A 17927-nucleotide genomic window follows, 5' to 3' on the forward strand; every position below is an offset into this window, starting at 1 on the left:
TATAATCTTTATCTGAAAAGGCGACACTAACTCTCTGTCACAGCATCAAAAATTAGTTATTTAAGGCGGTGAGCAGCGGTAATTTTCCGGGCAAATTCAAGCGCTAAAGGCGGTGAAAAGCGTGACGTAAATAACATTCGGGCATGGGGTTGAGACCGTCGTTTTTCAGAATGATACGACGTGCATAGGATGGTCAGACAATAAACAGGGGCGCCGTGAAGAGCGCCCCTGCCGGTTGGATTCTGAGCCAGCGCGCAGGTGACCGGCATTGTCATGCAAATGACCCTGCCAATAGCCTGCCCGGACGTTCATTCTGCTTACACCATCTGCTCCAGAATTTTCGCCAGTTCCCCGTAGGCAATGTGCTGGTTAAACTCTGTTTCCACTTTATGACGCGCGGCAGCGACTACCGGTGCCACATCTATGTCCCCGCGCGACAGACGCAGCAGCGTGGCAGCCAGCTCGTCAGCATCGTTCTCAGAGACCAGCCAGCCGCTGACGTTGTTCTGGATCAGCTCCGGAATGCCGCTGTGGTAGGTGGATACCACCGGCAGCCCTACCGCCATGGCTTCCATCAGCGCTACGGGGATCCCTTCCATATCACCATCGGCGGCCGTTTTTGAAGGCAGGAGAAAAATGTCAGCGTCGTTGAGCGCCTGGCGGATCTCCTCCTGCGGCTTAAAGCCCGGCATGCTGACCATCTCTTTCAGGCCGGCACGGGCGATATGTTCGCGCATCATCCCTTCCTGCTCACCATTGCCGATAATGGTGAATTCAAACTGGCCGCCTTTGTCGCGCAGAATTTCACTGGCTTTGACGGCAACGTCCAGCCCTTTTTTCTCGGTCAGGCGCGCCACAGAGACGATGCGCAGCGGCTGATGAAACGCTTCGCGCGGCCGGAAGTTGAATTTCTCCGGTTCAATGCCCATGCGCGTCACGTGCACTTTTTCGCGCGGACAGCCCATCTCAATCAGCTTGTTCTCCCACAGGTGACTGATAGGCAGCATCAGCTCGCTCTGCTTAAACAGATTGACGTAATCCTGCTTGTGCTCTTCCAGAATATGGCGACGTGAGATATCTGCACCGTGGAATACGGTCGCCTGCTTGCCTTTCAGCACGCCCAGTTCGCGCAGCTTGTTAGCCAGCGCGCCAGCGTAGCCAAAATGCACCAGAAAGACATCGGCGGTGAAGGTCTGTTTCGCGTTAGCGACTATCGCCGGCAGCAGCAGCTTCTTCGCCTGTGCACCGTAGCGGCCCACGTTAAGCGATTTGATCAGCGCCGGTTTGGCAATCTTCGGCAGCATCAGGCCGATACGCTGCGTGAGCTTGTCGAGGTTCGATACCTTCTCTTCCGGCAGCAGATAGTGTGTTTTTGCCGCCAGGTTATAGTCGTCGAACGCGGCGTGACGGTTGATCAGGTCACCCGGAAACACCGAGATGATTTCAACGTCATAGCCGGCATCAATGAAGTGAGTTACCTGGTTGAGGACAAACGTCTCAGAGGCAACCGGAAAACGCATGGTGAAAAAGGTTAACTTCATCACTTACCCCAGTACAGTCAGAAGTTTTTCGGTGATGCGGTTGCCTGTTTCACGCGCCTGCGCGACCGCGGTATTTACGTTCAGTCTTACATTGCCGTCGTCAGCCAGCACGCTCTTACGCTTTACGCGAGCCATCAGGCTCCGGGGCGTTTTCTGCTGCTGATAACAGCAGGCCGGATCGCTATCCTGCTCTGCGTACGCTGCCTGCAGTAAGTCAGTCATCCCGTGCAAAATTGCGCCATCACCGCTATTCCCGCAGGTATGATTACCCGCCAATAAAATCCTCATACAAACTCCAGATGTATTTTTTGTAATTCTTACAAGCCGCCGCTTCTGTCCTGAGCAGCAAAGTGAACTCTGGCAAAAAAAACTGCAATGGGACAACGCCCGAAAAGTAATGCCAACTGCCTGTTATCTAACCTAAAGCTTCTTACGGGGTTTCAGGGGCGCATAAATGTGACCCCTGTGTATCCCATTGGGGCGCATTAATGTGCCCCCTGCAGCGTTTATTTATCCCTTAAGGGCGAAATAAGGCATCGCAACCTGCTCGCCGTTGATTATTACCGACACAAACCCTTTTGGCTGACGCGTATCCACCTGCTCCGGTTTCAGCTCGCGTGACGCCATCAGCAGATCGCCCTGCTCATTGCCACCGATGCCCGCTTTACCGTTATGCAGACTAAAGCGCTGCGGCGCCTGCTGGCTGCCGTTGCCTGGCGTACCTTTGACCATCGTGGCGTCAACGCGCGCACAGCGTCCGGTCATAAAGCGATCTTTGGCGGTGCTTTTTATCAGCACCACGGTGGCCGGCGTCCAGCCTGCCAGCCTGACCCAGACTTTGGTATCGGTGTCAGAGCGTGCCACCAGCCGCACCTCCAGCACCGGGGAGCTGCCTTCGGCTGACCAGCTCGCCTCCGCTTTCTGCGTTTTGCGCTGCAGCTGGATCACCGCCCGTCCGCCAGTCTGCTTGCCGCCGGTCACCTCCATCATCGGCGCATTATCGGTGCCGGGGCTGAACTGTGACTGGCCAAACAGCTCAATCTCCCAGCTGTCGCCCACGTCCGGCGAGTAGAAGTTGCCCAGCTCAAACCACGTCGCCTGGTTGGTGTTATTACTCAGGCGGAAGCGCGAGGTGATGTAGTTATATTTAAGGCTGCCGTCGATGGCGACGCCATAAGACTCCACGCGGGTAGAGCCCATCTCCCAGATGCTCAGCCAGCGCTCACCCTGCAGCGAGTTGTCGATCCAGCTGCCTGACTGCAGATTCGTCTGGCGCATATTGAGGCGTGAGTTGCGCGCATTAAGCGGATTTTTGCAATCCTCCAAGCTCAGCGCGTCGATAATCCACTGTCCGTTAGAGATATCGCCAGGATGCTCGCTGTGCTCAATCCAGCCGTTATGAATAATCGACTGACTGCAGCGCGGCAGGTTCAGCACCATCCCGCCGGTACAGCGCTGGGCGTTGAAGTTAGAGAGCTCTATCGCCGTGCTGTGATCCCAGGCGCCCGCTTTCTGACCTGACCAGCCCGCTTTGATAACATCACCGGTACAGGTATCGGCATACCACTGGTCAATTTTGCAGTCGAGCGTATCGAGCAGGCTGATTGAGGTGCCGCCCACGCGGTTGAAGCGCAGGCAGGCGCCGCGAAAGAACTGGCCGCCCGGACAGGTGTTGCTGAACAGTCCCTGCCGGTTGGGCCGCTTGTCATTCTGGCCGTTGAAGTTGAGGTTGGAGATCTCAGTCCAGCGCGCTTTGACTTTAAACACAAAGTCGGAGCGTCCATCAGAGACCAGCGTGGTCGCCGGAAAATAGCCAAAGTTAACCATCGCGCCGGAGATACGGAAAAAGCGCTGCTCCTCCTCGCCGAAGTCACAGCCGGTGACAAAGAACTTACCCGCCGGAAACTGCACGCAGATTGGCTGACTGTTATCAAGTGACCACTGATACATCGCCTTGATAGCCGGCGCCGCATCCGTTTTGCCGTCGGCGATAGCGCCGAATTCAAACAGCGTCAGGCGGTTAAAATCTTCCACCACACGCCGCCAGTAAAAACCGCTGCCGCTGAAGATGACGCCATCATCATCGCGCGCGTCGCCGTACGTCCCGACAAATTCACCGCCACCCACTTCCAGCCCTTCATGCCAGCTCTTGAGCTTGATCTTGGCGCCGGCAAACAGCGGACGGGTTTTACGCAGCTCCTCAACGGAGGGGATCTCGCCAATCAGCTGATAGCCGTTTGGCTGGGCCAGACGCTGGCTGAAATTATTCTGGCCGGGGCGTGAGACATCGGTGATGGAGAAGAGCGTGTTTCCTTCGCTGTCTTCCACCGCCATGGAGTGCGCCGGATTGGCGATCAGCGCAGCGTTATCATGAATAAACTGCGCAAAATTACCTTTGTTCAGCGCGATCGGCTGGCTGATTTGCGCCACTTTACCGCTGGCGTCGCGCAGATACACCGGTATCTGATTGCCTTTCTGGCTGGCCTCGCTGCCCGCTTTACCGATCCACAGCCTGCCTTCAAAGTTCTGCCAGAACTGCGGCGGCATGGTATAGACATTTTCCGGCGTAAGGATGGGCACATCGCCCTGCGGCACGCTGGCCGGATCGACCGGCTTCAGCGCGGGCTGGCCGCTTTTCGCCGCATAGCTGGAAAACGCGCTTACGGAAAGCGCGGTGACAATGGAGGAGGCGGCTGCCTGCAACACTTCTCTTCTTTTCATGCTGATAATCCCGTGGTCAAAGTCAGTGTGTCCCGGCAGGCATAAAAAGGCGTGACGCTTATACCAGCGCCAGCCAGCTCTGTTTGATCTGATTACCGTCAAACTTGAGTGCGGTCTCTTTTGTCTTATCGCTCATAGCAAAGAACAGGGCGTCATCGCTGGCAAGCTGTTCCATCCGCGCCAGAAAAGCGGCTTTATCGTTCATCGGCACCAGGAAACCATCTGCGCCGTGGTTGATGATCTCCTGCGGGCCGGTCGGGCAGTCATAGGCAACCACCGGCAGGGACCAGGATTTCGCCTCCAGCAGCACCAGCGGCAGCCCTTCATAGCGCGACGTCATCAGCGCCATATCGCTGTCGCGGTAGTAGTCATTGATGTTGCTGACCTTGCCGACAAAGTTCACGCTGTTGGTAATGCCGAGTGCGGCCGCCTGCTCATGCAGCTGCTGGCGCAGCTCGCCATCGCCGGCAATCGCCAGCGTCCACTCCGGATGCTTTTTGCTGAAATCTGCCCAGATATCCAGCAGCAGATCGAACCCTTTCTGGTGATCAAGCCGCCCGACCGCCAGCGCCTGGCGGCTGCGCTGACGCCGTTCAAAGCCTTTGTACACCACCGGATTGGGGATCTGCTGGCTGCGGATATGCCAGCGGCTGAAGACCTGCTGATCTTTATCCGTCAGGACAATCACGCGATCGTAGTAGCGCAGCAGCAGCCACTTCATGAGTTTGATCGGCTTACTGAAGGAGTTGATAGCGATATGCTCGCAGGCGTAAGCCTTAAAGGTTTTTTTCTTCAGCATCATCAGGTTCCAGAACGCAAACATAACGCTCAGACGGCCCATACTGATGAGGAAAACGCTGTCGAAACCTTCCTGATGGATACGTGCTACGGCACTTTTGATCGGGTTGCTGTGGCCTTCAAAACTGACGATCTCTTTTACATGTGTAAAGGGGTAAAAGGTTTCGCCATGGCCCTCAAGGGAGTAAACAGTGACGGCGTGCTCTTCACCGAGGCACTCTGACATGAAGTTACAGATGTTCTCGGTGCCCGCATAGGAGTAGGCATCTTTGATCACCAAAACGACTTTTTTCATTTAACGCTTTCCACCTCAAAAATAGTGAACGTAAAACCCCTACTGGCTGCATGACTGCACGCAAACATGCGGATTTCAGCGATGCTTCAGGGCAAAAAGGACGCCATTCACCATATACCAGGTGTAATAGTAATAGACTTTTAATGGGTTGTTTTTGTAGATAATTCTTAATAATTCCAGGTGCCATTTCGCCGCTTTATTTTTGTTGCGCGACAACGAATCACCCAGCTCGTAATAGTTCACCAGCGTTTTGCGGATCACCCGCGCCTGTTTGTAGCGGGAGAAGAGCTCGTACAGGAAAAGAAAGTCTTCATGACCTTTACGCTGGAAGAAGATCCCCTGGGGCGGACGACGGAAGCAGACGGATGAAAAGCAGACGCGATACTGCTTCTTCACGAAATTATCCTGCTGCAGATACGGCTTGCCCCAGGTGATATCGTGTTCGGCGCTCTGCGTTTTATAGTGGTAGTGGGTAATAACGAAGTCATCACCGGCGGCAATGGCGGCAGCCTGCTCAGCCAGCTTCTCAGCGTGCCACTCATCATCGCTGTCGAGAAACGCGATGATCTCTTCGCTGGCAGCACGCAGTCCGACGTTGCGCGTTTCTGCTGCGCCCTGGTTAACCTCATTGCTGAGGATAGTAATGCGCGCATCCTGGCAGTGCTCACGCACCAGGGCCAGAGAGTCATCCGTGGAGGTGTCGTTAACCAGATAGAGATGCCAGTCGCTGTAGGTCTGTTTAACAATCGACTCTACCGCGCGCAGTACCGTTTTACGTGCGTTATACATCGGCATCACAATACCGATGGTGCCAACATGATTTGTCATTTTTATTGCCCGGAGTGTCAGGAACCAAAAAAATTGCTCCCGCGCAGGGAGCAAGTGAATGTGTGTCAGGAGACCGCTTTTCTGCCGCCAAACCGCGATTTCACCTTATCTTTCAGGCGATTCATAAAGTAGGCGCGGTTGTCGCGGTTGGTCAGGAAAAAGTAGCGGGCAAAGCTCAGGCTCGCCTGCAGCGATTTACCGTCCATCTTGTAGCGCAGCGGCAGTTTAAATGCCTTATAGGTATGGACGTCACGCGTCGTCAGATGCGGCTTCATGCTATCCAGCCAGAAGTAGGAGTATTTCACCGACTCCCCTTTATGCTTAGAGCCAAATTTGGTCACCAGGTGATAGGTTGCCAGCGGTTTGGCAATCATCACAAACTCGTAGCCCATGCGATCGGCGCGGATGCAGAAATCGTAATCCTGATGGCGGATGTAGCGCGTATCGAACTGGATTTTCAGCGCATCCTCGCGCTTCAGCACGATGGTACTGGTCTGGATAAAGCCGTAGCAGCCAAACAGATATTCAGCGACGGTCTCATTTTTGCCCGGCGCCTGCATCGGCATCACTTTCAGAAAGTGGCCATCCTGGTGGATATTGACCTGGCTGAAAATGACGTAGCGTGACCGCCCCTGCGCTTCCAGACGCGCAATGGTGTCGCGTACCTCTGCAAGTTTATTCGGGTGCCACTCATCATCCGCATCGAGGAAGCTGATAAAGTCGCCTTCAGCCAGTTCAATACCTTTGTTACGGGCGCCGGCGCCGTTGAGTTTGACCTCAGAGAGCTCCAGCTTAATTGTCAGCTCCTGATAGCGCTCACCCTGCACCACCTGCGCCAGCTCGGCCGCATCAGCTGATTTGTCATCCACAATGATGACTTCAAAATTACGATAGCTTTGCGCTTTTACGCAGTCGAGCGTGGTGATAATCGATTTCGACGCGTTATACGCCGGAATAACGATTGAGAAGCGAATGTCCTGCATTGCCAGCACCTCTTAAACAGCTGTTCCAGATCCAACGGTAGCGCGAGCAGGCCATGGAAAGAAATCGGTTTTATTCCGAAAAATCATACCGTTATTACTCTTTCTTCTGAGGATGCCGCGTACCATTACGGAAATACCAAAGATTGTGCTGTGTGTCTGTTTTGCGGTGCAAAACGCACCAAAAAGAGGGTGAGGCTGAAAAGCCCCTGCCCTGCGGTAAGCCGCTATTCTTCACCATAAAAACGGGGCGGATAAACCGCCCCGTGAAGGTGTTATTTAGCTTTTGGCTTCTTTGCCGTATTCGTAGTTGTAGTAGTCGTAGCCATAACCGTAGGCGTTTGACGCTTTGCGTACCACGGCGTTGAGGATCACGCCCTTGATCTCGATGCCGTTCTGCGCAAAGCGCTTGTAGCTGACATCCAGTTCTTTCGTGGTGTTGGTCTCAAAGCGTGCAACCATCAGCGACGTTCCAGCCAGCTTACCAATGATAGATGCATCGGTAACCGCCAGAATTGGTGGGGTATCGATCAGCACCAGATCATAGTTCTTGCTCGCCCACTCCAGCAGCTCACCCATACGACGATGCATCAGCAGTTCAGACGGGTTAGGTGGCACCTGACCGCGTGGCAGGAAATCAAAGCCGTAGACGCCGCGCTGAATCATCGCCGGAGAGAACTCAGTCTTGCCGGAAAGGACGTTAGAGAGGCCCTGCTTGTTATCCGCACCCAGCAGCTCATGGGTATAGCCGCGACGCATATCACCATCGATAAACAGTACGCGCTGACCCGCTTTGGCAACCAGGGTTGCCAGGTTGGCACAGACAAAGGTTTTACCAATGCCCGGGCTGGCGCCGGTGATCATCAGGATGTTGTTCTTCGCTTCCATCATCGCAAAGTGCAGGCTGGTACGCAGGCTGCGAATCGCTTCGATAGAGAGGTCAGTTGGGTTACCCAGCGCCAGCAGCGTATTGTGCGGATCGCTCTTCTCTTTGTGACCGCGACGCGCCAGTGCTTCGGTATCTTTCTTGCGCTGCCACTCAGAGAGCGGGACGCTGGCGTAGACGTTCATGCCCAGCTCTTCCAGCTGCTCAGGATTGTCGATACCGTGATGGAACAGCGCTTTCAGCAGCACCAGACCAACCGAGAGCACCAGACCGAGAATCAGACCAGCCAGTACAATCAGCGTTTTCTTCGGTGCAACCGGGCTACCGGCCGTTTCAGCGTTATCGATGATACGCACATCACCTACGGTGCTCGCCTTGCTGATCCCCAGCTCCTGCTGACGGTTCAGCAGCTGCATGTAGATCTCCTGACCGGACTGTACGTCACGCGTCAGTCGCAGGATCTCCTGCTGCGTCTGCGGCATAGAGGAGATGCGCTTATTCAGCTGAGCCTGCTCCGCTTCCAGCGTTTTGCGTTTATCCAGCAGCGCGCGGTAGGTCGGGTGATCTTTGGTGAACAGCTGCGATACTTCCGCTTCACGGAAGGTCAGCTCGTTCAGCTGGCTCTGCACGCTGACAGAGGTATCCAGAGCGGATTTGGCTTCCAGCGACATATCCACTGACGCGTTCTGACGACGGAAGGTGTTCAGCTTATCTTCCGCATCATCCAGCTTGGCGCGCACCTGAGGCAGCTGATTGCGCAGGAACTGCAGGCTCTTTTCCGCCTGTTCAGATTTACGCTCAACGTTCTGCAGCAGGTAGTTGTTGACGATCTGGTTCAGGACACGACTCGCCTGCTCCGGATCTTCATCACGATACTCAAGGCCCAGTACGCCGGTGCTTTTGCCTTTATCGGCTACGGTCAGCGCGCCCAGAACGGTTTTAATCGCCTGCAGGTCGGTCAGTTTCGTGACGCTGAAGGTCGTGCCTTCATCCGCCTGAATACCGCTGACCAGCATAGTGACTTCGCCATGCTGCTCCAGCTGACCCACGCGGCCCTTGAACAGCTCGTCGCCGTCGCTGCTTACGGTATAGGTATCTGCACCGGTTACTTCCAGCTCAACGGTACGCTTATCGATGCTGCGCGGGATTTCCAGGCGTGAGATAGCGATCTGGCCTGGCTTGTTACCCATCAGGCGCGACAGGCCTTTACCGATAACCGGGAAGTAGTGCTGCTGCACCACGCTGTCCAGGCCCAGGTCCTGAACGGTTTTACCGATAACCATACGGGATTCAAGGATCTGAATCTCGGTATCGGATGCCGGCATGGCTGGCAGAACGTCGGTCAGGTCGTTCAGCACCGAAGCGGTGTTCTTCTGCTCAACCTGAACCATGGCGTCTGCGCTATAGATTGGCGTCGCAAACAGTGTGTAGAGCGTTGCCACCAGCATAAAGAAGGCGGTAACGGCAACAATGATCCAGCGGTGATCAACCAGCTGTCCCACAAGATGCGCCAGATCCCATCCATTCGAATCTTCTTTTGGCGCGGTCATGACCTTGTTTTTAATATTCATGGATAATCCCAACTATCGGCTTAATACGTTGACCCATTTCTGGGTTGCGTTGTCCAGTAACCCGTACACAGCGTCGAAGGCCTCACGGCTCTTTCGGTACGGGTCCGCAATTTCCTGTTGATTAAGCCAGTGCCCCAGCAGCATCGTTTTTCCGCGCGCGGCGGGATCGATGCGGTTGACCTGCTCAATGTGGCGCTTCTCCATCACCAGAATCAGGTCGAAGTCACGGCACATCTCTGCCGTTAACTGCTGCGCCTGATGTCCGTCGAGCGAGAGGCCATGTTCAGCGGCAACCTCACTGGCCATCTTATCGGCCGGGTACCCTTCCAGGGCACCCAGGCCCGCCGAGGCCACGCGCGTTTGCGGCAGTGCACGCTTCAGCAGCCGCTCGGCGGTTGGCGAACGGCAGATGTTACCCACACAGACCACTAACACTGACTTAATCATGGTAAAACCTTAGTTCGACCAGTTGCGGAAGCGCAGCGCTGACGAGCTTGCATCGTCGATACCTACGATGGTCGGCAGCAGTCCGGAGATAACGCGGTTCCAGCGGGTAATCGGTGTCGCGGTGACGTAGACGATGTCATACGGTTCCAGCTGGAACTCCGTACCCATCACCATTGACGCCGCATCCTTGGTATTCAACTGATAGATGTTGGCGATTTTGGTGCGGTTCGCGCCGCGAATCGGACGGATAACGAACACGCCGGTTGCATCAGAGGTGGTCTGATCCATACCCTGCGCGTTGCCCAGTGCTTCTGCCAGCGTCATGCCGCTGCGATCCATCTTCAGCGTAGCCTGCTGACGCACTTCACCCATCACAAAGACTTTCAGGTCGTCATTACGCGGAACGTAAAGAATGTCGCCCGGATAGAGCAGATGGTTCTGGCTGAGGTCGCCATTTTGCATCAGCGCCTGCAGCGAAATACGCTGCTCGCGGCCGTTGTGCGTCAGCACGACGTTGCGCCAGTCAGCATCAGCAGCCAGGCCGCCCGCGGCGTTAACCGCATCCAGCACGGTAAGCGGCACGTTGGTGATAGGCTGCTGACCGGAAGTGGTCACTGAACCGGTGATATACGCTTTCTGCGAGCGGAAAGACGCCAGGTTAACATCTACCTGCGGGCTTTCAATGTACTGCGCCAGACGGCGCGCAATCTCAGCACGCACTTCCGTTACGGTGCGACCCGCAACGCGTACCTTGCCGATGTACGGATAGAAAATCGTACCGTCAGCCTGTACCCAGTTGCCGGTGTCGCTGGCGCTGCGATACTGGCCGGCCGGGGTCGTCAGCTCCGGGTGATCCCAGACGGTGACATTCAGCACGTCGCCCACGCCGATGCGGTATTCGTAGCTCTGAATCTCGTTCTGCAGCTGTGGGTTAGCCTGTGCAACCAGTGGCTTAGGACGCATCTGTTCAACCAGACGAGGAGTCATCGGGAAGACGTTTACGTATTTATCGATGTCAAAGTTGCTATCCTGTTGCTCAATGACATCTTTTCCGCTGGTCGTAAGGTGCGAACCTGGTTCAATGGTGCACCCGGAGAGAAAAGTTGCGGATACCAGTAAAGGTATCAATTTAGTTTTCATTATCATCTGGTTATTCGCTATCAGTTAATGATTGATAGAGGCGAAAACGCCGCTGTGTAAGCGTCTTACAAAAATTTAATTTAACGGGTTAAACACTGAAACTGTGGGTCATTATCATTGCTCCCTTGGTTTTTATGTTGTCACCGTGCCCCCGGACGACATCAATTAAAGCGGAATAGTGCAGCTCAACAACCTCTCCGCTTTAATCAGGCTCGATAATGGCAGTGTTCAGATAACAAGACTCCCAGCACCGGCAGTTATTCAGCGAGAGAGATACCCTCCCCCGCCTTCGCTGTCTATCAATATGCGCCGTCGCGCTTAAGCACTACGCCGACTGTCTTAAACAGAATCGCGATGTCATTCCACAGCGACCAGTTTTTGACATACCACGAGTCGAAATAGACGCGTGTTTCGTAGTCAACGTCGTTACGACCGCTGACCTGCCACAATCCCGTCATGCCTGGCTTCGCCATCAGGTAGTAATCTACATCCCCGGCATAACGGCAGAGTTCATCTTCAATCACCGGACGCGGCCCGACAAGGCTCATGTCACCACGCACCACGTTCCACAGCTGCGGCAGCTCATCCAGACTGGTTTTACGGATAAAATGGCCGACTTTGGTAATACGCGGGTCGTTTTTCAGTTTGAAATCTTTATCCCACTCCGCTCGCGCAACCGGATCGGTGCGCAGCACCTCCTCCAGCACTTCTTTGGAGTTAATCACCATTGAGCGGAACTTCAGGCATTTAAACTTACGTCCGTTCATACCGACGCGTTCGTGACCGTAAATCGGCGGTCCGCCATCGCGGCCAACCATAAAGCCGAGGACCAGCAGCGCCGGCGACAGCGCCACGATAATACCGAGCGCACCAACGATATCGAACGCGCGCTTGAGGAAGCGCGAGGTACGCTTCGCCAGGTTATTGTTTACACGCAGAATCATCACTTCGTGGCTGAAGATATAGGCCATATCCGTACCATAGAGCGGTACACCACGCAGCGTCGGAATAACGGAGACTGAACGGCAATTGTGCATAGCCAGGTTTTTCAGCCACAGATCGCGATGCTGACTCTGCTCAGACTCAACCGCAACGATAAACTGCGTTTCGCTGTTGGTTAACTGCCAGAGCTCAGCTTCGTTATGCAGCACAGGTACGCCGGAAATGCTGGCCTGCGGACAGCTGCCGTCGACATCAAAGAAGGCGATAACGTCAAAGCCCATCACCTCTTCACTCTGCAGCGCCTGCCAGGCTTCCTGTGCGTTACGGCTGCTGCCAATGATGATGGTCTGCTTTTTCCACATACCAAAATGGTTCAGTACCCGTTTGGAAACGGCACGCGCCACCGGGATCAGGATCAGCGCCAGAATCCAGGTGAGTACCCAGACAAAACGCGACATCTGCCACTGCGATAATGCAGAAATAGACAAATCGATAACCGAGAAAATAAACACGGTACGAAATATCTCTTTCAGCTCAAACCAGAAAGGTTTGCGGTAAGTGTAATGGCGCAGACGAACCCAAAACCAGCCCGTACAGATAATTGACAGACAGATGTGAGTAGCAATTTTTAAATTGAGATCTTTTTCAGAGATATCAGCCAGTGGCGAGTCAGATAATGAATTAATCAGGGCGAGTGCAATAAACAACGCCGCGTTAAAACAAATTAAATCTGAGCACGCCAGTAAAAATTTGGTCAGAAGACTTTTATATGTAAATTCGTTATCGCGCATATTTAACTCTTTTATTTTATTTCCCTAATCCCTAACGCTACAGGCCTGTGTAATAAATGAGCGATACTCAGTCGGAGCCTGTTGAGCAAACTGCGGCGAACTCCCCGGTATTTAGGTCAATTCTCTATTGCTTTTCGCCAGAAAATTGTGATAAATACCAACGGATTAGTCTGAGTTCCATTGCCGCTACACCAGACAGTTCATTTCCTGTTTAAGCCGGTTCAGGCACGCTACCGCCCCTGGCTGTCGCTGCCAATACCGCCTGCTCATCCTGTTTTGCGCTTTTTTAACCATTTTTCCAGGATAACTCCTGGCAGGATCGTGCAGGTTCACAATTCACAACTTTAAAATGCATTACCCTGCGCTATTAACCAGATTGGCGCAGACATTTACTGACACGTTGCTATACTAGTTATTACTGGCTTGTTTACAAGTAGGGCCCGTCCCCCCTGTGCTATTTTAGGAAAAAGACTACCAGCCATTAGTAATGACGCCACATCTGCCGCGCAATCAGCGGTGAAAATTCAGAATTATTCGGATATACGATTGGTAAAATGTACGCGGCAAACCTCACCACCTGGCATAACAATTAATTGTGCGCGACGCCCCTCCTCCTGCATTCTTAATCCATACATTTTGCTTATTTTGCCTGCTGCACTCTGAACATTTTCCCGATTGACACGTATAACCTTATACCAGCAGGGTCGGCAGGGTTTTGCCCTGTTTCCGGCCATTCACTATCATCAGATTAAACCCATTTTGAGACATTACGGTGACATGAGTATGTGGGAGTGGATCTTTGATCCGTCGCTCTGGGCGGGATTAGTAACGCTAATCATTCTGGAGCTGGTGCTGGGCATTGATAACCTGGTGTTTATTGCCATTCTGGTCGAAAAGCTGCCGCCGCTGCTGCGCGACCGGGCGCGCGTGATTGGCCTGATGCTGGCGCTGCTAACCCGCCTCGGGCTGCTGGCCTCGCTTTCATGGCTGGTCACGCTGACACAGCCTCTGCTCACCCTCTGGCAGCATAGCTTCAGCGCACGCGATCTGCTGCTGCTGCTGGGCGGTATTTTCCTGCTCTATAAAGCGACCACTGAGCTAAATGCGCGACTCGAAGGGGGTGACGATGAGGGTGGTCAAAATAAGAACGGCGCTAAATTCTGGCCGGTGGTGGCGCAGATCGTGGTGCTGGATGCCATTTTCTCCCTCGACGCTGTCATCACAGCAGTGGGCATGGTCAATGAGCTGCCGGTAATGATGGCCGCGGTCACCATCGCTATTCTGCTTATGCTGCTCGCCAGCAAGCCGCTGACGCGTTTTGTGAATAGTCATCCCACGATTGTGATCCTCTGCCTGAGCTTTCTGCTGATGATTGGCTTCAGCCTGGTTGCAGAGGGGTTTGGCTTTGTTATTCCCAAAGGGTATCTCTACGCCGCTATCGGTTTCTCTATTCTGATTGAAATGCTCAATCAGCTGGCGAGCTTTAATCGCCGCCGCTTTTTGTCAGCCGGCCGTCCGCTACGCCAGCGCACGGCCGAAGCGGTCCTGCGCATTCTGCGCGGAGAGGCGCAGCGTGCTGAACTGGATGCGGATACGGCCTCGCTGCTGAGCCATAGCGATGAAGGCGCTCTGTTTAATCGTCAGGAGCGGCTGATGATCGCCCGGGTGCTGGGGCTGGCGCAGCGGCAGATCAACACCATTATGACCTCCCGGCACGATGTGGAATCGGTTGATTTAAGTGAAGCGCCTGAAGAGATTATGGCGAAGCTCGATCGCAATCAGCACACGCGTATTCTGGTGACGGAAAATGGCCGCGATCCGCTGGGGGTGGTGCACGTTATCGATCTGCTGCATCAGTCGCTGCACAGTGATTCCCTTGACCTGCGCGCGCTGATCCGTCAGCCGCTGGTGTTTCCGGAACGGGTAACGCTGCTGCAGGCGCTGGAGCAGTTTCGCCAGGCGCGCACGCATTTTGCCTTTATTGTCGATGAGTTTGGCTCCGTCGAAGGCGTGGTGACGCTGAGCGACGTGATGGAGACGATCGCCGGTAATCTGCCTAATGAAGGAGAGGAGCTGGATGCGCGCTACGATATTGAACCCGGCCCGCAGGGAGGCTGGATCGCAAACGGACATATGCCGCTGGACGATCTGGCGCTCTATGTCGCGCTGCCGGTAAATGATAAACGCGATTATCACACGCTGGCCGGTCTGCTGATGGACACGCTGCAGCATGTCCCCGAAGAGGGTGAAGAGCTGCGGATAGGAGATTACCTGCTGCGCGCGCTGCAGGTGGAGAATCATCGGGTGCAGAAAGTGGAAATTATGCCGCATCCTTTATCAGAAGCGCCGTAGCAGCGTCCCTGTAAACGTAGGGGGCGCATTAATGCGCCCCTGGTGAATCCGCAACCCGGCATTCGGGCGCCGTAAACGACGCCCCTACAAAACCGTAGGGGGCGCATTAAGGCGCCCCTGGCGTGTTTATGCGACCCAGCCGTGTTGATGCGCCCCTGGTGGTTAACGCGCACCTGCCATATTAATGCGCCCCTGACGGGTGGCGATCGAGCCACTGATTAAGACGCGATTTCGCTTCGCTCTGCAGCTGCTGGCGCACAACATCATCTATCGGCAGCGAATATTGCAGTTTGTCCCAGCGACCATACATACGGAGCGGAATGGGCTGCTGATTCAGGACTTTTGCCAGACGCTCGTCCCCTTTCCAGCCGCGCAGCATCATATTGATGGTGACATCCAGCTGCTGTTGCACAACGTCAACGGTTCCGCGCGTCTGAAGTGCCAGCTGGCTGCTGCCGCCCTGCAGATCGGTAAACGCTACTTTTCCCTGCTGCAGGCTGATATGGCCCGCCAGCTGCTGTATGCCCTGGCTATCAGGCTGATCGTTGGTGACCTCACTACTGGCGCGCGCGACGGCGCGGCGTACCATCTGTTGCAGATTAAGCTGCGTAAGCTGCAGATTGGTGGCCTCCAGATCGGCACTGCCCTGCCAGTTCTGCTTCGCCTCTTCTACACTCAGCCCGGCTCCACTCACCTTACCCTGCAGCGATAGCGTCCCCTCAAGCGCAGCGGGCAGCGCCAGCGCTTTCAGCAGAGGGGCAATCGCAATATTCTCCAGTTCAGGCTGAAACGCAGCCCGGGTAACCGGCTGCCGGATATCAATCTGACCCGGCAGCGAGAAATGACCGTCACCCAGCCGGCCCTGTAACCGGCTGAGCGTCATCAGACCCTGCTGATTGCTGGCGTCGATCTGCAGGTTACTGAGCGTCAGCCCGCGCCACTGGCTCTGGTCCGCCTTCAGGGCAAGCTGCAGATCGAGCGTATTAAGCGGTGAATCGGCGTTATTGCGCAGTACCGGTTCCGCAATGACCGGCGGCTGCACCGGCGCGGCCTGCACGGTCCCGCTGCCGCTGCTGACCGGGGTACTGACGGCGAGGTTATCGATGTTTAGCGAGGTTGCATGCAGCGCCAGGCGCAGCTGCTGCGGCATCGCAATACGTCCTTCCGCGCTGCCCTGCAGCGTACTGTCATTGGCGGTAAGCTGCAAATCGGCCAGCGAGAACTGCTGTTTATCGGCGTTCCATATCGCTTTTCCGCTCAGCGCGCCTTTAATGCCCTGTACCGGCAGGTTCGCGCCATCCAGCGCATAATCAAGCTGCGCCAGCTCGCCGCTGACCTGATGCGGATAGCGTGAGACATCCATCTCGCCCTGCAGATTAACGCTGAGATTGCGCTGGTTACGCGACAGGCGCGTGCTCAGCTCAATGTGGTTCTGTTTGCGGCTGTCCTGATCCAGGCTCAGATTAAGATTGCGGAAGTTGTACTCTTCCCCGCCCGGCTGCTGCCAGATAAGCAGGCTGTCAGCCACGCGCAGTTTCGCAATGGCCAGGCTCCAGCTCTGTGAGGCGGCTAATGCCGGCTCGCTGTCGCCAGGGCCGATGGGGGCGCCGCCAGGCTTCTGCGGCGCGCTCTCCGGCGTGGCGCGGATAATCGCGTTTTTCAGCATTACCTGACTGACGCTGAGCTGATGCGTGAGCAGCGGCCAGAGGTCGACGTCCAGCCGCATATTTTCGGCGGTCACCAGCGGCTGGCTGGCACCGGGTGCGGTGAGGCTCATACGTCCGGAAAGAATGCTGAGCTGAGGCCAGACGTGCCAGCGCAAATCGCTGCCCGTGACCAGCTGATAACCACTGCGCTGCTCTACCTGTTTTACCATGTAGGCGCGAAAGTCGTTGGGGTTAACCAGTAGTACCAGTGCGGCCATCCCTGCCACCACTACCACTAACAGGATGGCCAGCGTGGTTATCAATCTTCTCATTGCATCCTCAATGTGATGATCCGCGCCTCGTCAGCCCTGCCCGGGCGCGGGTACAGCGATTAATCTTTATCGATACGGCTGGCGTCAGCACCCTGCTGACCGCGATATTTTGCATCTTCACGCCGGTTATAGGGACGTGCGGCCGGGCCCGACAGCGGTTCAAAGCTCAGCGCTCCAATCAGCATACCGGGACGCAGCGCCAGCGGCAGCTTGCCGGAGTTGTAAAACTCCAGCACGATACGCCCCTGCCAGCCCGGATCGATGCGGTGTGCCGTAACGTGAACCATTAACCCTAGTCGTGCCAGGGAAGAACGTCCATCCAGCCAGCCAACCAGATCGTCCGGAATGGTCACCGACTCCAGCGTCACCGCCAGCGCCAGCTCACCCGGATGCAGGAAAAACGCTTCGCCATCCGGTAATACAATCTCGTCACTCATCACCCGATCCAGCGCGGCGCTTACCGCCTGCTTGGGTCCGCTCAGATCGATAAAGGCGGCAGTATGGCCGCTGAAGGTACGAAACCCGTTACCCAGCCGCACATCTACCGTGGCGCCGTTAATGCGTTCCACCGGCGGACGCGGCTCAATGGCCAGCTTGCCGCTGTCGAGCCAGGCTTCAATATCGCGATCGCATAATCTCATCGCAGTAACTCCCTAA

Annotated in this window: 13 protein-coding genes; 1 reads left to right on the top strand and 12 read right to left on the bottom strand. The window is 55.2% G+C overall.

Annotated features, from left to right (window positions below; genetic code table 11):
• Positions 1–317: 317 nt before the first annotated feature.
• From C1Y41_RS07600 to wbaP, 10 genes are all read right to left on the bottom strand, one after another.
• Positions 318–1541, bottom strand: coding sequence for a glycosyltransferase (locus C1Y41_RS07600; RefSeq protein ID WP_104085188.1), 1224 nt, complete (start codon positions 1539–1541; stop codon positions 318–320).
• A 3-nt stretch (positions 1542–1544) separates the two neighbouring features.
• The gene (locus C1Y41_RS07605; RefSeq protein ID WP_104085189.1) at positions 1545–1829 is read right to left on the bottom strand and encodes a hypothetical protein; all 285 of its coding nucleotides are present in this window, start codon (positions 1827–1829) and stop codon (positions 1545–1547) included.
• Positions 1830–2051: 222 nt separating this feature from the next.
• The gene (locus C1Y41_RS07610; protein WP_104085190.1) at positions 2052–4262 is read right to left on the bottom strand and encodes a phage tailspike protein; all 2211 of its coding nucleotides are present in this window, start codon (positions 4260–4262) and stop codon (positions 2052–2054) included.
• A gap of 58 nt (positions 4263–4320) precedes the next feature.
• A complete protein-coding gene (locus C1Y41_RS07615; protein ID WP_104085191.1) occupies positions 4321–5355 on the bottom strand; it encodes a glycosyltransferase in 1035 nt (344 codons plus the stop codon).
• Between the two features lie 75 nt (positions 5356–5430).
• Positions 5431–6183, bottom strand: coding sequence for a glycosyltransferase family 2 protein (locus C1Y41_RS07620; RefSeq protein ID WP_104085192.1), 753 nt, complete (start codon positions 6181–6183; stop codon positions 5431–5433).
• A gap of 65 nt (positions 6184–6248) precedes the next feature.
• On the bottom strand, positions 6249–7166 hold the full coding sequence (locus C1Y41_RS07625) for a glycosyltransferase family 2 protein (protein WP_094111749.1): 918 nt from the start codon (positions 7164–7166) through the stop codon (positions 6249–6251).
• Positions 7167–7442: 276 nt separating this feature from the next.
• Positions 7443–9620, bottom strand: coding sequence for a tyrosine-protein kinase Wzc (gene wzc, locus C1Y41_RS07630; RefSeq protein WP_039385383.1), 2178 nt, complete (start codon positions 9618–9620; stop codon positions 7443–7445).
• 12 nt (positions 9621–9632) lie between these two features.
• Positions 9633–10067, bottom strand: coding sequence for a protein-tyrosine-phosphatase (locus C1Y41_RS07635; RefSeq protein ID WP_039385385.1), 435 nt, complete (start codon positions 10065–10067; stop codon positions 9633–9635).
• Positions 10068–10076: 9 nt separating this feature from the next.
• Complete coding sequence (locus tag C1Y41_RS07640; RefSeq protein WP_199181677.1) at positions 10077–11207, bottom strand: polysaccharide export protein; 1131 nt, start codon at positions 11205–11207, stop codon at positions 10077–10079.
• A 299-nt stretch (positions 11208–11506) separates the two neighbouring features.
• On the bottom strand, positions 11507–12940 hold the full coding sequence (wbaP, locus tag C1Y41_RS07645; RefSeq protein WP_039385388.1) for an undecaprenyl-phosphate galactose phosphotransferase WbaP: 1434 nt from the start codon (positions 12938–12940) through the stop codon (positions 11507–11509).
• A 783-nt stretch (positions 12941–13723) separates the two neighbouring features.
• On the opposite strand from wbaP, the gene C1Y41_RS07650 reads away from it, so the two are divergent.
• Positions 13724–15292 (top strand): TerC family protein, encoded by a 1569-nt coding sequence (locus tag C1Y41_RS07650; protein WP_094111748.1) that lies wholly within the window; start codon positions 13724–13726, stop codon positions 15290–15292.
• A 181-nt stretch (positions 15293–15473) separates the two neighbouring features.
• Here C1Y41_RS07650 and asmA read toward each other — a convergent pair whose 3' ends face one another.
• Positions 15474–17270, bottom strand: a complete 1797-nt coding sequence (gene asmA, locus C1Y41_RS07655; RefSeq protein WP_104085194.1) for an outer membrane assembly protein AsmA — start codon at positions 17268–17270, stop codon at positions 15474–15476.
• A 59-nt stretch (positions 17271–17329) separates the two neighbouring features.
• Complete coding sequence (gene dcd, locus C1Y41_RS07660; RefSeq protein ID WP_039385394.1) at positions 17330–17911, bottom strand: dCTP deaminase; 582 nt, start codon at positions 17909–17911, stop codon at positions 17330–17332.
• Positions 17912–17927: the final 16 nt, after the last annotated feature.

Origin of the sequence: Pantoea sp. ICBG 1758, assembly GCF_002928325.1 — a bacterium.
GTDB lineage: Bacteria > Pseudomonadota > Gammaproteobacteria > Enterobacterales > Enterobacteriaceae > Pantoea > Pantoea eucrina.

Coding starts and splice junctions, on each gene's coding strand:
- dcd (WP_039385394.1), bottom strand. CDS start 17,911: ATGAGATTATGCGATCGCGATATTGAAGCCTGGCTCGACAGCGGCAAG.
- C1Y41_RS07605 (WP_104085189.1), bottom strand. CDS start 1,829: ATGAGGATTTTATTGGCGGGTAATCATACCTGCGGGAATAGCGGTGAT.
- C1Y41_RS07635 (WP_039385385.1), bottom strand. CDS start 10,067: ATGATTAAGTCAGTGTTAGTGGTCTGTGTGGGTAACATCTGCCGTTCG.
- C1Y41_RS07600 (WP_104085188.1), bottom strand. CDS start 1,541: ATGAAGTTAACCTTTTTCACCATGCGTTTTCCGGTTGCCTCTGAGACG.
- C1Y41_RS07620 (WP_104085192.1), bottom strand. CDS start 6,183: ATGACAAATCATGTTGGCACCATCGGTATTGTGATGCCGATGTATAAC.
- C1Y41_RS07615 (WP_104085191.1), bottom strand. CDS start 5,355: ATGAAAAAAGTCGTTTTGGTGATCAAAGATGCCTACTCCTATGCGGGC.
- C1Y41_RS07625 (WP_094111749.1), bottom strand. CDS start 7,166: ATGCAGGACATTCGCTTCTCAATCGTTATTCCGGCGTATAACGCGTCG.
- C1Y41_RS07650 (WP_094111748.1), top strand. CDS start 13,724: ATGTGGGAGTGGATCTTTGATCCGTCGCTCTGGGCGGGATTAGTAACG.
- C1Y41_RS07640 (WP_199181677.1), bottom strand. CDS start 11,207: ATGAAAACTAAATTGATACCTTTACTGGTATCCGCAACTTTTCTCTCC.
- wzc (WP_039385383.1), bottom strand. CDS start 9,620: ATGAATATTAAAAACAAGGTCATGACCGCGCCAAAAGAAGATTCGAAT.
- asmA (WP_104085194.1), bottom strand. CDS start 17,270: ATGAGAAGATTGATAACCACGCTGGCCATCCTGTTAGTGGTAGTGGTG.
- wbaP (WP_039385388.1), bottom strand. CDS start 12,940: ATGCGCGATAACGAATTTACATATAAAAGTCTTCTGACCAAATTTTTA.
- C1Y41_RS07610 (WP_104085190.1), bottom strand. CDS start 4,262: ATGAAAAGAAGAGAAGTGTTGCAGGCAGCCGCCTCCTCCATTGTCACC.